The following is a 16,463-nucleotide window of genomic DNA, read 5'->3' on the forward strand; positions in this document are numbered from 1 at the left end:
GTTGCTGATTGGCTTCATGGTACTATCTTCTTAATAGGTTCGTGGAAAGTATCTGTTTGGGCATTTTTTCACTTTGCACATACACATCTAACCAACCGTCACCACCTCCATTAAACCAAAGCACCTCAATATTATGTTTTCCTTTAGACAGTTCTTTAGCGCTGCTTTTTTCCCGTACGCCATGGTCACCATCATTATCTACGACCAGCTCCCCATTTATGAACAACTGGCTACCATCATCGGATCGAGTTGAAAATTGATAACTGCCGGCTTCTTCGATTTCCAACCCGCTTTTAAAACGGAATACCGTATTCGACTTTATCAATTCCTTAACTTCTTCAGAATTGATTTCAAAGGTATTACGCTCAATATCTGGTTTTTTAATGCCCAATGATGGTAGAAACGATAAATCATCTCTATAAAAGACCTCAACAGTAACCGGCTCTTCAAACACTCTTGATTTGATTCTAAAAAAGCCTTCGACAACTTCACTACTCATTTTTCCATCGATAAAAATGGCACTATTCACCACTGTATTTTCAGTAATTGGGATTTCAGCTTCAAAGGTTTTGGATTCATTTGTAGGCAAAGTGCCATCCAAGGTATATTTCAATATTCCTTCATTATTGGGGTTCTTCAAAATTAGGTTCGCTTTATCATTAAATAATCCGCCTTGTGCCACATAACCTTTTGAAGAAGGAACAAAAGTAGGTTTATTCAATTGCACTAAAGTTGGATAGGAATCTTCGACAGTATTGCCCTCAAATGCCTCTTTTACCGGTTTACCAATCCATGCATGTGGTGTTCTAATATCCATGGCAAAGGCAACTGTAGCCGCATTATCATATTGATATACAGGATACTTAATATTGTAATTTTTCTTTATGCCTTTACCCCAAAGTATAAATGGAATTTCCACTTCCTGTAACGACTCACCCCCATGGCCTTTTCCAACGCCCCCGTGATCTGCACTAATAATCACCAAGGTATTTTCGGCCATTCCAGATGCTCTTAGTGATTCGATCAACTCAGCTAATAACGAATCAGCTTTCTCGACGGATGCATAATATGCTGGGGTTCCATGTCCATATTCATGACCTGCATGATCTATGTGGTCAAAATGAATAAAGGTTAAATCAGGATTTTTCTCTTTTATATATTCGGATGCAATAACGGAGGTTTCATCTTCCGTCATTGGGTTGATGTCATAATTAACGGCATCCTTCTCGAACAACCTTCCAAACCCGCCCCAATGATAAATCGCCCCTATTTCAGACGAATCTCTTTGATCAGCAACCAATTGAAAAATGGTAGGGAAAATAAATTGCTCGCTTTGGGTAACCGCTGGTAAGGTCAGATTATCACGATTCCAAGCATTCGATGTAATACCGTGCTGTTCTGGTCCAGCTCCCATAATCATGGATGCCCAGTTTGGGCTAGAACTACTTGGCAAAACCGAACGTGCATGAATGGTTGAAGCACCTTCTTTGATCAATCGGTCAAAAGTAGGTGTATTTGCTTTCTTTAATCCGTCTGGGCTTAAACCATCAAAACCGATAACGATGACGTGTTCTGCTTTCTGTTCGTCCATTGTATCCAAATCCTTATAATTACAAGACCATAGGGAGAAAATCCCTATGGTCAGTAATACACTTGAAATAATGGATAATTTGGTTTGCTTATTTATTTCCTTAATCAACATCCCACCAAAGTTTGGTATTGATATTATCTGCACCCATGTTTTGAACAGCGGCATTATAATTTTCGCTATTTGTAGATTTCACGGAATTAGGATATTGAAAACGAACAGGAACCTGACCATCATTAACAGCATCAGGACCAGGAATTACTTCTGGCATTCCTGTTCTTCTCCAATCTGACCACCCTTCAAAACCGGTGTAGAAAAGAGAAATCCATTTCTGAAGAGCTATTTTAGCCAGTTTTTCATCTGAAGAACCTGCATACGCAACAGTAGTTTGAGCTACGTAACTATCTAAGTCTGTTGATTGCATGGCATTGGCAATATCGGCCCATCCTCCAGCAGCAACTCGTTCGGTATAATATTCAAAAGAAGCTCTAATTCCATTTTCATAAAAGGTAGCCGAATCACCAGAAGAAATGAATCCTCTCTCAGCTGCTTCGGCCAAAATAAACTGAAGTTCAGAATAGCTCATTATGATAGTTTGAGATGCAGTTGCCGAAGCCTGTTCTGGGTTACATGCTCTACAACCTAATAAGATCCCTAATCTTGAAATAAAGTTAGATCCAGATTCATCAGGATTTCCAGATGGGCTGTATCCTAAAGCGGCCTCATCATCCAATCCGTTCGGCATACCTACATAATCATCAAAATCTTCAGAAAAAATTCCTTTTCCAGAATTACTAGTTGGTTGAGCATATACATATAAACGATTATCGTTTAACTCCTTCAGCCGTGTTTCTAAAGTTTGACTTAAACGAACCTCATCAAAACTACCACTACGCGTATTATATTTTGGTTGTGGATTATCAGAGTTCCATCGTACAACGGTCATATCCTCATTACTTTCAAAAATTGGATACGCAGAAGGATTTCCGGTTATTTGAGCCATACCAGCTACCGCTGTTGCATTGTCAACATCACTAATACGCATCAACAAACGCAATCTTAGTGAATTCGCAAATTTTCTCCACTTTGCAATATCACCGCTATAAAAAATATCTCCAGAAATATTTGAAGCACCTGTTAAAACAGTATTGGCTGTTTCAAGATCTAGTAACATCCCATCATAAATTGCACTTTGTGCATCAAAAGCAGGAGTTGCGTTACCCTCTTCAATTCCTTTAGTAGCTTCAGAATAAGGCACATCGCCATAGGCATCGGTTACATAAGAATAGATCCATGATTTCATTACCAAAGCAACACCATAGTAGTTCTGTGCTTCAGGATTATCTTTAGTATCGCGAATAATATTTTCTACATCTCGTAGAGAAGCATAGGCGTTATCATATGGATCCCCAGATGGCGACCAGTTATAGGTATCACCGCTGGTAAACTGAAGTCTAGCTCCGTATTGTACTACGGTAAACCCTTCTTCCCAACCTTGACCGCCCCAATTGTAAGCCATTTCTCTTTGTATACCTGGTAATAATAATTCTGGCTGTGCAGAGGCAGGAAAATTGGGATTTATATTAATGGTTTCAAAATCCTCGGTACAGCTAACCGCTAGTACCAAGGATAATAGTATAACTAATGTTTTTTTCATGATTTCTTTATTTTATAGTTTCTTCTTCTTTTAGAAATTAACCTGAAGGTTGAAGGTGAACGAACGTGAACTTGGGTAAGACATGTTCTCAATACCTGGTTGCAAAGTACCACCGGATACACCCACAGTTTCTGGATCAAAATGCGGATTATCGGTCCATAAGATTAAGTTTCTTCCTGTTACAGAAAAACGTGCATTTGAAATAGGTAATTGGTCTATGATTCGCTTTGGAAAAGAATACCCTAAAGAAACTTCACGCAACTTTGTATATGACGCATCGTACTTGGCAGCTTCAACATTATCCCTTTCATAGTATCTATTGTTGTACGTTCTCGCATCAACATTTACAGTATTAGGAACATAAACAGGACTAGCATCAGAACCTGTGTTCACAACACCATCGGCAACAATTCCTGTTTCTCTACCTTCCAATGTTTCTTTTAATTGACCAGAAGTACTACCTATTGTTTTGGTACGAGAAACAACAATACCACCTTGTCTAGTGTCTATCAAGAAACCAAAATCAACATTCTTATACTTAAATGTGTTCTGAATACCCAATGTAAAATCTGGTGCATAATCACCTTGATAAACCAAATCATCGGTACGAACAGGAATACCTTGATTATTGATGATTTTCTGCCCGAAGAATTCACTGTTTTCATCAGTTACACGTTGAAAACCCCTGCCGTAAATTGCACTGATAGAACCACCTTCACGAGCTTGTATAAAAGCACCGTTTCTTTCGGTTAAGGTAAATTGAATGTCATCACCTAAATCGGTCACTTCACTCTGGTTGGTCGCAAAATTGAAGGTTGAACTCCATTTAAAATTATCTGTAAGAACCGGTACAAAGTTGGCGATAGCTTCAAAACCGTAGTTACGAACTTCACCAGCATTAATCAATTGGCTACTGTAGCCACTTGCAATATCTGTACTGATATTTATGATCTGGTTTTTGGTAGCACTATCGTAATAGGTAAGGTCTAAGTTTACCCTGCTTTGAAAAAATCGTAGGTCCAAACCAAACTCGTAAGAACCTGTAATTTCTGGTTTCAAGTTGGCATTTGGTATCAATGATGATTCGGTCAAAATTGGTGTAGAACCATCGAACGGAGTCTCATTTTGATAAAAGCTTCTTAATCTATAAGCATCGGTATCATTACCCACCTCAGCATAAGCGGCTCTTACTTTCGCAAAAGAAACCCATTCTGGCATATTAAATATATCGCTAGCAATGGCACTTAGGGTCACTGAAGGGTAGAAGTACGAGTTATTCCCTTCCGGTAATGTACTAGACCAATCATTTCTGCCGGTAACATCCATGAACAACACATTGTCATACGCAAATCGTGCGTAACCGTATAAACTGTTAATACGCTTTTCGCTGTTGTTAGAACTCACCTGAACCGCTTGTCTACTATTATTAAAAGAATAAACACCTGGGTTTATCAATTGTGGAGCTACACTTTTCGTAAAATCTTGCTTTTGCCGTAATTGGTTACCACCTACAGATACATTCAAATTGAACTTTTCACCGAATGTTTTATCATAGCTCAACAAGAAATCAGAATTGCTCTCTTCAAAAAACACATTATCTTCTTGGTAGGTGCCAAATGGGAAACGTTGTGTACTAAAAGCTCTTTTACGAACCCTAAAATCCCTATAAAAATCACGACCACTACGCAATAATAATTTCCAGTTTTCACTGATATCATATGTAAGGCTTACATTACCGAACATACGGTCCTTATCTTGTGCATTCGTATTTTCATACATGGTAAAGTAAGGATTGTCATGGTAGTTATAATTATAATTAAACTGTTGGCTACCTTCTAAACCTGGCTGCCAATAATCTCTTAAATTATTAGTGTTTAACTGACGACCATACCATATAAATAGATACATAATACTTTCTGTACCATAACCTACGGCCGGTCTATTATCACTATCCGTTTTCACATAATTGATATTAGCATTCACCTTTACTTTTTCAGAAACATTCATGGTTCCTGTTAAACTCAAGGTATTTCTTTTTAATTCGGTATTCGGCAAGGTCCCTTCTTGGTCAAGGTTTTGAAAAGACAGCCTCATATTACCCATTTCACCCGATTTTGAAATTGCAATACTGTTTGTTTTGGTAATACCTGTTTCGAAAAAATCTTTAGTATTATCGGGTTGAGATACCCATGGAGTTGGTGTAATAGGTGAATCACTCACAAATGTATCACCACCACGTGTACCATCTGCTCTTGGAGAATCGAATTGAGGAATCATGAGTCCAGTATCTAAGCGTGGACCCCAGCTTTCATCAACCCCATCGGCAATACCAGAACCACTACCATCTACGAAGGAAAACTGTTGGTTGTTCCCTTGTCCGTATTCATTTTGCCAATCTGGCAACATCAATACATTCTCGACAGTAATACCTGTATTAAAGGATACCCCTAGTTTACTACTTTGCGATTTTCCTTTTTTAGTTGTTATAATTATTGCTCCGTTTGCTGCTCTTGAACCGTATAGTGCCGCAGCTGCTGGTCCTTTTAATACATTTATCGATTCGATATCTTGTGGATTAATCTCTGCTGCACCATTACCATAATCCACATCTTGTGTTCCTGAGCCGTTAGAACCCACAATTTCATTACTAATAGGTGTACCATCAACAATAAATAAAGGAGAATTCCCATTAATATTTAATGACGCATCGCCCCGAATGGAGACCCTTGCAGAACCCCCTAACCCCGTTGGGCTATTCGTAATCTGTAGTCCGGCTACCTTACCAGACATGCTATTTAAAAGATTAGGCTCCCTTGCTTGAACAACCTCTTCGTTGTCCAGTTCTTGCGAGGCATACCCCAACGATTTCTTCTCGCGCTCAATACCTAATGCGGTCACTACAACCTCATCTAGCTGTTGCGAGTCTGGCTCTAATGCTATCGTACCCGAATTTTTTCCAGTGACATCGAATTCCTTTTTAATATACCCTATATAGGATACTACCAAAATGTCACTTGAACTATTTAGTTCAATTTTGAATTTTCCATCGAAATCGGTAGCAACACCGTTTGTAGTACCCTTAACCACAACAGTGGCACCAGGTAATGGAACTTGGTTTTCATCTAACACAGTACCCATAAAAATAGTTTGGGAATGTGAAACAAAACTTGCCATGATAGCAAATAATGCAATTAATAGTGTTCTTTTCATTTTTATTCGTATTTGTAAACTTTGGTTTATTATTACGAACAAATATCTAAATGAAAAACTAATGTATTGTATTATATACATTAAGCAATTGCTACCATTAGAGCCTTAAGGTTATCTGAAAGTTAGTGAAATATTATTTACAAATATGCAAAATGTAAGGTTAATGTAAACCCCTTTTAAAATGGTGGTTTGCTGCATATGACCAACTATAAAAAAGATAAATTTTATTTTTCGCTATGTTTGTACGAGAACACATATGAATGGATGATTATCTTATCGGTATTGGAAAACGGATCAAGGAAATTCGTAAAAATGGGAATTTGACCATTAGTGAAATTGCCATGAGAGCTGGTGTAACATCTGGACTAATTTCTAGGATAGAAAACGGAAGAACCATACCATCGTTACCCGTACTTTTAAAAATTATTAGTTCTTTGGATATAGAGGTTACCGATTTCTTTAGTGGATTACCTAAAGCAAACGGTTCTAAATATATTATATCACGAAAAGAAGAAAATACGGTCATTGAGAAAGAGGATGATGCCGTTGGCTTTTCATACTCCTATATTTTTGGAAAACAAATCAACTCTTTGGGTTTTGAAGCCGTATTATTAAAGGTACACCCAAATTCAAAAAGAGAAAAGGTACATACAGATGCCTACGAATTCAAATACATGCTCTCTGGGGAGTGTTACTATGTTATTGATGATGAAGAAATACTTTTAAAAGAAGGCGATTCTATTTTCTTTGATGGCAGAATTGCACATGTACCTGAAAACCGGAGTAAAAGTACCGCTACGATGTTGGTACTTTACTTTTTTATATAGAATCCAACGTGTTCCATAGGTTCTCGATACTAATTTCTCGTGCCTCGAAATTCACTGGAACTGACACTAGATTAATCAACCTATATTTCTGATGTCTGTTACGTACATCAAACAACTTAAGAAACTACCCAAACTTTATAAGATTCTTTAATTCAGCTAAACTATCTAACACATAGGTAGGGTTAGCACTTAACAACTGCTTACGGGTGTGTGCACCCGTGGTAACCCCTATCGTTACCCCGCAATTGGCATTTTTACCTTCCTCGACATCTATAATAGAATCCCCAACTTTTAATACAAACTCTTCATTTTGCACATTTAGCTCCATCATTGCTTCAATTATCATATCAGGGTTCGGTCTGCCCAAGATCACATCATCTGCAGTGACAAGAAAATCATACTCTTTTCCAATGCTCCAACCCATTTTAGTTAATAATAACTGTGCCGTATTGGTATCGTACCCTGTATTTAGAGCCACTTTAATTCCGTTTTCTTTCAAAGCATAAAGCATTTCCTCTACTCCTTCATAACTAGTAACAGTAATATTTTTATATGCATAGACCAACAACTTTTTAAAATCTTCAAAAATAGAGGCCGCTAAAGTGGTATCAACATTTCCTATCTCAGCTTCTATAATGTCTTTTATTGCTTGGTGTTTTTCCTTTCCTGCACCATGTTTTAAAACAAAATCTAAGTCTAATTGAAAGCCTCCTGCATTAATAGCTTTTTGTAAAGTTTTGTAAACGACATTATTTTCATTTACTACTGTACCTGCCATATCGAAAACGGCTAATTTTATAATATGCATGTTAAATATTAAAAAGTTGATTAATGTTATGTTTTGCGAACCCAGCGCTACCGGTCATTCCCTTACCACCAATACCGGTTACTATATGTATATTTTCATCAATAGTTCTTTCGAAGATATCAGAATTTTTACATTGAGAATACATTCCAAACCAGCGTTGGTCTATCTCATACGTTGGTAACTGGAAAATCTCCTTTGCCTTTTCAAGTATAAGATTATCAATTTCCATATTTAGGTGAAATCCTAGGTTATCCATATTTTCAGCGTCGGCATATTCGTGAGAATCTCCTAATATAACGGAACCATCCATAGCCTGTTTAAATAGAATATGAACGCCCCATTTTTTCTCCGGACTCTTTAATGCCTCTTTAGATTTTATTTTAAAGTACGAAGCACATTCCGCGAAAGCCTCGTAACGACGAATGGATAATCCGGTTAAGACCGACCCCGTAATTCTATAATTTCCCTGTGGTTTTGTTTGCATCATTTGCAGTTTTGATATTTCTAAATCGCTTGCGGCAAACATTTGGGGATACAAGGTTCTAAAATCACTACCGTTACAAATAATAACCTTGGCAGATGTAAATACACGACCATCGGCTATATTTATGCTTATTATATTTCCAATGGTATTGCATTCAATGACCTGGGTATTATAAAAAATAGGTAACCCTTTTTTCTTTAGGTATTTATGCACGCTTATGATCATGGTACGAGGTTCGACGGTTATCTCTTCGGGAAAAAACAAACCCGCCTTAACATAATTCTCGTTCAATCCTGGATACCGCTTTAAACACTCCGTTTTCGTAAATAAAATAGAGGTATATTCGTTAGCCTTATTTATGGCTTTCAGCTCTTCTAATAATTGAATTTCTTCTTCATTGGAGGCTAAATAAATTGATCCTTCTTGCCGTAAACCAATATCACACTTGGCCTGTATTTTTTTATAAATTTTAAGACTTTTACGCCCATACTCCTGCCACTTTGTATTCATTCCAGAAGGCACTACTTGTCCAAAATTACGCACGGTAGCCCCTAGGGGCTGCCCATCTTTTTCCAACAAAACTACCCTAAGTCCTTTTTTAAGCGCATGGTAAGCATGAAACGTACCTAGTACCCCACCGCCTACTACCACTAAATCATATTCTACATCAGCCATTTAAAATAGGGAGATTAAATTGAAAATTCGTTTTTTCATTTTTGTATTTTCTTTTAAAATAATAAAGGGAAGCAAGAGAAATTGTAATACCCAAACCTGCTATACAATAGGTTGCTCCCATAAAAAACTGTAGCCATGACATGTTAGTATTACCAAAATTTTTATATAATAAAACACCCATACTACCCAAATAGCCGAACGAATCTGCCAAATAAATAAGAAAACCCGCGTTTCCCTTAATACTAAAAGTAGCAATCATTCTGTCAAAAAATATACAGTTAAAAGGCACATAACAGGCATACAATCCAAACCCTACGGCAATCATCCATAAAACAGGGGAAAGAATTTCTTGTTGGAACAAAAAAGTAGCCGTTCCAATTAGTGCGCTGAAAAAAACCAAGACTATATGAAAACCTATAAAAGCTTTGTAATTACTTTTAATTAAACCAAAGAGACCGAGCATCACTAAAACAAGCACTGCAATGGGTAGTTCTGAAAGCGTATAAATTGCTGAATCGCCCTTATATCCAATACTATCCCAAATTTCTCTTGAGAAATTATCCCTAAAATCTCGTAAAGCGGTTAGGGCCGTATAAAAAAAGATTAACACTATTAGCGGAAACAAAAATTGAATCAGTACTTTTTTACGGTCCATGCCATTCATAGGTTTTCGCTCTTTCCGCAACAATTTATCCTCGACGGTTGGCCCAGGCAATCTTTGTAAAAGAAATAGGCAAATAAAGAAGGGTATTAAAAATAACCCTCCTGTAATAGAAGGCATCCAAAATTCAGTTACGGTATAGGTTTTCATGACCCATAAACCAACAGATTTTACCGCACCACTGGAAACAATAAAACTCGAGCATAAGATAATACTTAAAATTTCGGTCATTTTTCTACCTTCTACAAAAGAGAATACGATACCCCAAACCATACCGAGCGAAAGTCCATTAAAAAATAAGAGTGTAAAATTATACGGACTCGGTATAGCACCAAAAAGAATAAGTGTAAGCTCTGCTACCAAAATCATCCCTGTTAAATAAGCGACCCTATTTTGGGGTTTCAATGTAGATACAACCTTGATCCCAATAAATTTAGAAAGCATATACCCGATTACCTGAGCTAGAATAAGCAAAATTTTATAGTCAATACCAAAAAGTACAAGTCCGTCAAAAGTTGCCACGGTGAATGGTTTTCTAAATGCATACATACAAAAGTAGAGTCCGAAAGAAGCAAAGGCACCATTGAGAAAGAGCTTTATTCTTGATTTTGTATTTACTAGGGGCATCTAAAATATATTTACAAATAGTAAAATTATACCGCTATATTATTTAATATTTTACTATTTGTAAACTTATTAATATTATTAGATTGTTATAAAAAGTTAAGGCAACCTATGTTCTTGGTAACAATTTTATAACCTAGTGTTAAAACCTTTTTGATACAAAAGCAGTTAATATTAACAACCTTCGTTCAAACGAATTCCTTTTGGATGGAGATAATTTTGATTTATCATTTTACTTTTCAGAGCAGTTTCTCGCCACACACACCCAAAATTCACTTATTCAAATGTAAAGAGGTTGGACTCACTAATTTCATCCCCACTATCATGAAAAAAAAGACCGGTCGATTTAGTGGTCATTTCCGATATCCATTTGGGTACGTATAGATGCCACGCAAATGAACTCATTAAATACTTGAAGTCCATGAAACCAAAACAGATTGTGCTTAATGGATATATTGTTTACATATGGCAGTTCAAAAAGCGGTTTTGGCCAAAGTCTCATATAAAAGTGGTAAAACCAGTAATGTAATTAATACCCAAGAAGGGGGTAAAGGTGCATTATATAGCGGGAAACCATGATGAGATGCTCTGAAAATTTTTAGGTTTCACATTAGGTTCCTTCCATATTTCAAACAAAATGGTACTCAATTTAGATGGCAAGAAAGATTGGATTTTTCATGGCGATGTTTTTGATGATACCATGCAACATTCTAAGTGGCTGGCCAAACTTGGGGCTATTGGATATGACTCCTTGATACTATTGAACAGCGCCGATAATTTTTGTTATAAAAAAATTTGGGAAAGAGCCTGTTTCTCTATCTAGAAAAATTAAAAATAGCGTTAAATCAGCAGTTAAATTCATTAATGATTTTGAAACAGTAGCTGCCGATATTGCTATTGAAAATGCATTCGATTATGTGGTTTGTGGCCATATTCATCAACCGGAAATAAAACAGATACAAACCGAAAAGGGTTCGGTAAAATATTTAAATTCGGGAGATTGGGTAGAAAACCTAACCTCATTAGAGTACCATAAGGGCCAATGGAAACTGTATTCTTATGAGAAAGATATTTTGCTTAAAAGTTTCGATATGGATGTTAACGACCCTGTTGATATCTTAGAAAAAAATGAACTCTTTCAAAGTATCATGAACGAGTTCAAAGAGATGAACTCCCCACAAATAGAACATAAATTATAGTTGACACAACGGGTATGAGGGTATTATATGCTATACAAGGAACTGGTAATGGCCATCTAAGCCGGGTACGCGACATTATTCCACTACTTCAAAAAGAATATTGAACTAGATATTTTAGTTAGTGGTACGCAGGCAGATGTCGGTCTTCCCTATCCAATAAAATATCAATTAAGGGGCTGGAGCTTTATTTTTGGCAAAAAAGGTGGTGTACCTATTTAAAAACAAATGCCACCCGTTTACAAAAAGAAATCAAAAGCCTTCCTATTGGTGACTATGACGTGGTTATCAATGATTTTGAACCAGTTTCTGCTAGGTCCTGTAAATTAAAGAACATCCCTTGCGTAAGCCTTAGCCACCAAGCAGCAGTGATTTCCTCTTACGCCCCTAAATCTAAAAAAGTCATCTTTTAGGTAATTTAATCCTTAAAAAAATATGCTCTTACTACAAGTCAATATGGCTTTCATTTCCATAATTATGGAGACCGAATTTTCACTCCTGTCATACGTCAAGAAATACTCAATATTGGTATTACCAACGAAAACCATAATAAAGTTTATCTTCCCTACTATAGCGACAAAAGAATTTTAAAGGCACTTTAGAACATAAAAAAATACCCACTGGGAAGTTTTTCAAAACACAATAACATAAAATCTAATTGGGGCCACATCACCAAACGCACTATAGATAATAAAGTATTTATTAAGAGCGTTGCAAGTAGTACGGGTATTTTGTGCGGAGCTGGTTTTGAGACCCCGGAAGAGGCGCTATTTTTAGGTAAAAAACTTATGGTCATTCCTATAAAAGGACAATATGAGCAGCAATGTAATGTGGCTGCGCTTAAAGAAATGGGCGTACCCGTTATAAAATCATTAAAAACAAAACACGTCGAAAAAGTAAATAATCCTCGGGGCAAGCCCCGAGGCATTATGTTAGAATAAGTTTAGCTGGTTGGTTTTAGGTAATATTCCATACTCCTCCTTTTTTCCTTGATTCTTTACATACTGAGCAATTACCTTTTCATTACTATGCCTAGCAATCGTATTAATATAATATCCGCTTCCCCAAAAAGCACCACCCCAAAGCGCTCTTTTAACCCCGGGAGCTTCTGCGAATATCTCTTTGGCCGTAATACTCTTTATTGTCCGTGCTATCTTGGTAGGACTATAGGAAGGAACACTTTGAAGTAGAAAATGAATATGATCCATATCAGAACCAATTTCCAGATAATGAATCTCATACCTATCTTCAATATCCAAACAGGTACGTTTCAAAATACGATCAACTTTTGGACTCAAAACAAATCGAAGATACTTTGTTGAACAAACCAAATGGCATAACAACAATGAAACATTATGGCTTTTATGAATATGGGTGCTTGAGCTAAAGCTCAAGATTACTATTTTTCCCCGTGCGAGGCAAGCCTCGGGGTATTAAAAAACCTTCTTAGAATAACTATCGAGAAGACATCTATTTAATGAATACCATGAATATACACGATTTTAGATGTTCCCTTTCATGGTCAAGAATTCTAACCTACGGAATTGGTTACATAAATGAAGAAGGAATTAATTTCTTTAATAAGGTCATAGATTCTTGTTTAGAATGTGGCAATACCCCATGGATCACACTATATCACTTGGATTTACCGAAATGTTTAGAAGAAAAAAAGGAGGGGGGGGGGATTGACCAATAGGGATATCTTATATTTGGTTTGAAGAATTATAAAAATTGCAGCCTCTATATTTGGTGATCGGGTAAAAAATTGGATCGTACTTAATGAACCCATGGTCTTTGCCGGTGTAGGATATTTTTTAGGGGGGAATGCCCCCTGGAAGAAAGGAGCTTTCTAATTTTTTACCCGCAGTTTATTATACGCTGCTATGCCAAGCATTAGGAGGTAGAATTCTTCGTTCATTAGTACCTAATAGCACTATTGGCACCAGCTTTTCGTGCTCGCAGATAACCCCATATTCTAATAAGAACAAAGATATACAGGCTGCCCAAAAGGCAAATTCCTTACTTACTACACTATTTCTAGTGCCTTTGCTTGGCATGGGCTACCCTAAAGAGGTGGTTCCTATTCTAAAGCGATTGAAAAAATATCAAAAACCTGAGGATGCAAAAAAAATGTGTTTTCGATTTTGATTTTATAGGCATACAGAACTATACCCGCGAAGTTGTAAAGCATAATTATTTTGTACCCTATCTAAAAGCAAAGATAGTTAAGGCTCATAAGCTAAAAGTAAGTATAACACAGATGAAATGGGAAGTATATCCACCAAGCATTTATGCCATGATCGCGCAATTCAAACAATATGATAAGATCAATAAGATAATAATAACAAAGTATGGTACCGCCTTTAAAGATGATATTAAAAATGGAAAAATTAAGGATATGGACCGGGTTTTTACACATAAGGCGCTATTTAGAACAGGTAAAAAAAGTAAAAGCTGACGGATTTAAAGTAGATGGTTATTTTGCCTAGACATTTACAGATAATTTCGAATAGGCAGAGGGTTATCACCCTCGATTTGGACAGATTTATGTTGATTTTCAAGATCAAACTAGAATCATAAAAGACTCTGAAAAGTGGTATAGTGCGTTTTTAGCTTCACATTAGCCTCATGAAGAAATCATATATTAGTAATTCAAAATTTGATTCTGTTTTGAAGTTTGCTTTTTTTCAACTAATTGAATATCAATAATTAAAATTCTTCATATCAGTAAAACCCAAAGCGAACACCATTCCTTTTAGTTGCCTTGAAATAGTTGGTGTTCATAAGTTTTAAAGGATGCGCTTTGACCGAAATAACATAAGGGCAAATGACAAAATTATTGCCTATATAAAAAATATTCAAAGTCGATACCTAGAATCGCCTGTATTAATAATTCAAAAATACATGCAGAAACTGGGTATAGGTCATCATTAAATATTCAACCAATACCCTTTTAAAAAGTATTATTACGAATGAATGGAATAGAAAAAACCTTACCATAAAGGTATAGGGAAGCGGCGAAAAAAGCGTAAATTATTAAAAATCAAACATGCCGATACAGCTGATTTGAGCCTTAGGCTCATAGCTAATTTAGAGCAAAAAAAGCATCTAAAGACCGATAAAATCCATCAAGTCGTACTCCTTTTTTGGTCATTCAACAACACCAATACCTATGGGTTGACTTGCCATGTAAAAAATGGATCTTTGAATACGAACTATGTTGCCCATTTTTATTGTGCATTTCTACTTAGGAATTCACTTAGTATGGTACACTCCAAAAAGTAAATTAATCCCCTTATTTTCATAAAACAGTCTTAAATCCTTCAATAGCGGTGGCATCTCTTAATCTTATCATCCTAAATCTCTCTATACTATGTAATTCATTTACATACAAAACATACTACAAATCTTACAAATTTACATTACATCTAGACAAATTTACCGTTCAACTAAAAGTCAACTAACAATACGATAAAACGTGACGATATTTGATCCAGCTATGCAAAGCTATAATTTTCAATATTTTGACTCGGTGCATCAGTCAACATATTTTATCGAATACTGACCTTGTGTAAATAGATTAAAAAAAATGTTAGAATAAATAAAAACCAAAACCAAATGACAAGACTATCCTTTTAGTTCAGCATTTATACAACTTTTATAATGTTGACTTAACGATAGATAAATAAAATGAATATTTAATTTGAAATATAGTTCCCCCAGAACTCTTACCAGATTAAATTAACGAATATATTTTTATATAGATAGTAAAAGTGTTTTTACACCTGCTCATTAACCTGGGGCTGGACAGAAGTATCAATATAAAAGAACGTTAATTTTATCATGAACTACAATTTAATTTTTCTGTTGGTCATATAACAGCTTGTTCTAGAAATACAAGCCTTTATAACACCACTATTAAAGCTATGTTTAAAATAAATTTTAAACTGTAAACATTAATATTATGAAAAAAGTAGTTTTAAGTGCTGCGGCACTATTAGTAGCATCCATGGCCATGGCACAACAAAATGATGGTCGTAGACAAAAAAGCAATGATGACCAAAAAGACAACCCAAGATTTGAGAGAATCGATGACAAAAGAGAGGTCGAAGTTAAATCTACGGTATTACAGAAGGGCGATAAAAACTCTTCAACTGTTTTTCAAATTGGTAATGATAACATCATTTCTACCGTTGATCAAGATGGTAAAGCCAACATTGCCAAAATCGATCAACAAGGCGAGGACGGAAATGATTTAACCTCTACTGTTGAACAAGAAGGTTATAACAACTATTCCGATATAGAACAGACTGGCGAGAATAACACTATTACCGTAGACCAAGAGTCTTCTGCAGTAAGTCGTGATGATGACGATGATGATCATTACAAAAGAGATGATGACGATGATGATCGAATTGCAGGTAATAGCAGTGATATTGAGCAAAGAGGCGAAGACAATGAAATAGATGTTGAGCAAGAAGGCAAAGAGAACGAGAGCGATATCGAGCAAAGAGGTGAAGACAACGAAATAGATGTTGAGCAAGACGGCACTGGTAATGAGAGCGATATCGAGCAAAGCGGCGAAGACAACGAAATAGATGTTGAGCAAGACGGTGAAGACAACGAGAGTGATATCGAACAAGATGGTGACGATAACGAAATCGATGTTGAGCAAGATGGTGAAGACAACGAGAGTGATATCGAACAAGATGGTGACGATAACGAAATCGATG

General features: G+C 36.2%; 13 protein-coding genes and 1 pseudogene. 7 read left to right on the plus strand and 7 right to left on the minus strand.

Annotated elements, in window-relative coordinates; genetic code table 11:
• Positions 1 to 22 precede the first annotated feature (22 nt).
• The 3 genes from AACZ49_RS04610 to AACZ49_RS04620 are packed head-to-tail and all read right to left on the minus strand — an operon-like array spanning position 23 to position 6,455.
• Positions 23 to 1,702: an alkaline phosphatase family protein gene (locus AACZ49_RS04610; protein ID WP_339652145.1), complete on the minus strand. Its 1,680-nt coding sequence runs from the start codon at positions 1,700 to 1,702 to the stop codon at positions 23 to 25.
• Positions 1,692 to 3,245 carry a SusD/RagB family nutrient-binding outer membrane lipoprotein gene (locus AACZ49_RS04615; RefSeq protein WP_339652147.1) on the minus strand — a complete coding sequence of 518 codons (1,554 nt, stop codon included), beginning with the start codon at positions 3,243 to 3,245 and terminating at the stop codon, positions 1,692 to 1,694. The genes AACZ49_RS04610 and AACZ49_RS04615 overlap by 11 nt, the downstream gene beginning before the upstream one ends.
• 30 nt (positions 3,246 to 3,275) lie before the next feature.
• Positions 3,276 to 6,455, minus strand: coding sequence for a SusC/RagA family TonB-linked outer membrane protein (locus AACZ49_RS04620; RefSeq protein WP_339652149.1), 3,180 nt, complete (start codon positions 6,453 to 6,455; stop codon positions 3,276 to 3,278).
• 260 nt (positions 6,456 to 6,715) lie between these two features.
• Between AACZ49_RS04620 and AACZ49_RS04625 the strand changes: the two genes are divergently transcribed.
• Positions 6,716 to 7,282, plus strand: a complete 567-nt coding sequence (locus AACZ49_RS04625; protein WP_339652151.1) for an XRE family transcriptional regulator — start codon at positions 6,716 to 6,718, stop codon at positions 7,280 to 7,282.
• Between the two features lie 124 nt (positions 7,283 to 7,406).
• On the opposite strand, the gene AACZ49_RS04630 is transcribed toward AACZ49_RS04625, so the two are convergent.
• Genes AACZ49_RS04630 through AACZ49_RS04640 form a run of 3 tightly spaced genes read right to left on the minus strand, consistent with a single transcriptional unit; the run spans position 7,407 to position 10,537 of the window.
• The gene (locus AACZ49_RS04630) at positions 7,407 to 8,090 is read right to left on the minus strand and encodes a phosphonatase-like hydrolase (protein ID WP_339652153.1); all 684 of its coding nucleotides are present in this window, start codon (positions 8,088 to 8,090) and stop codon (positions 7,407 to 7,409) included.
• A gap of 1 nt (position 8,091) precedes the next feature.
• On the minus strand, positions 8,092 to 9,249 hold the full coding sequence (locus tag AACZ49_RS04635; RefSeq protein WP_339652156.1) for a TIGR03364 family FAD-dependent oxidoreductase: 1,158 nt from the start codon (positions 9,247 to 9,249) through the stop codon (positions 8,092 to 8,094).
• Complete coding sequence (locus tag AACZ49_RS04640; protein WP_339652159.1) at positions 9,242 to 10,537, minus strand: DUF5690 family protein; 1,296 nt, start codon at positions 10,535 to 10,537, stop codon at positions 9,242 to 9,244. The genes AACZ49_RS04635 and AACZ49_RS04640 overlap by 8 nt, the downstream gene beginning before the upstream one ends.
• A 634-nt stretch (positions 10,538 to 11,171) precedes the next feature.
• On the opposite strand from AACZ49_RS04640, the gene AACZ49_RS04645 reads away from it, so the two are divergent.
• From AACZ49_RS04645 to AACZ49_RS04655, 3 genes are all read left to right on the plus strand, one after another.
• Positions 11,172 to 11,357, plus strand: a complete 186-nt coding sequence (locus tag AACZ49_RS04645) for a hypothetical protein (RefSeq protein ID WP_339652161.1) — start codon at positions 11,172 to 11,174, stop codon at positions 11,355 to 11,357.
• 94 nt (positions 11,358 to 11,451) lie between these two features.
• On the plus strand, positions 11,452 to 11,733 hold the full coding sequence (locus AACZ49_RS04650; RefSeq protein ID WP_339652163.1) for a hypothetical protein: 282 nt from the start codon (positions 11,452 to 11,454) through the stop codon (positions 11,731 to 11,733).
• Positions 11,734 to 12,377: 644 nt separating this feature from the next.
• Positions 12,378 to 12,671: a glycosyltransferase family protein gene (locus tag AACZ49_RS04655; RefSeq protein ID WP_339652207.1), complete on the plus strand. Its 294-nt coding sequence runs from the start codon at positions 12,378 to 12,380 to the stop codon at positions 12,669 to 12,671.
• Here the strand turns inward: AACZ49_RS04655 and tnpA are convergent.
• A complete protein-coding gene (gene tnpA, locus AACZ49_RS04660) occupies positions 12,663 to 13,124 on the minus strand; it encodes an IS200/IS605 family transposase (RefSeq protein WP_339652165.1) in 462 nt (153 codons plus the stop codon). The genes AACZ49_RS04655 and tnpA overlap by 9 nt on opposite strands.
• A gap of 430 nt (positions 13,125 to 13,554) precedes the next feature.
• On the opposite strand from tnpA, the gene AACZ49_RS04665 reads away from it, so the two are divergent.
• The 3 genes and pseudogenes from AACZ49_RS04665 to AACZ49_RS04675 all read left to right on the plus strand — a co-directional run.
• Positions 13,555 to 13,878, plus strand: coding sequence for a family 1 glycosylhydrolase (locus AACZ49_RS04665; protein ID WP_339652168.1), 324 nt, complete (start codon positions 13,555 to 13,557; stop codon positions 13,876 to 13,878).
• Positions 13,850 to 14,188, plus strand: coding sequence for a family 1 glycosylhydrolase (locus AACZ49_RS04670; protein WP_339652170.1), 339 nt, complete (start codon positions 13,850 to 13,852; stop codon positions 14,186 to 14,188). The genes AACZ49_RS04665 and AACZ49_RS04670 overlap by 29 nt, the downstream gene beginning before the upstream one ends.
• 1,506 nt (positions 14,189 to 15,694) lie before the next feature.
• Positions 15,695 to 16,463 (plus strand): annotated as a pseudogene (locus tag AACZ49_RS04675) (hypothetical protein); the annotation flags it as partial.

The organism is uncultured Maribacter sp. (assembly GCF_963975365.1).
Classification (GTDB): domain Bacteria; phylum Bacteroidota; class Bacteroidia; order Flavobacteriales; family Flavobacteriaceae; genus Maribacter.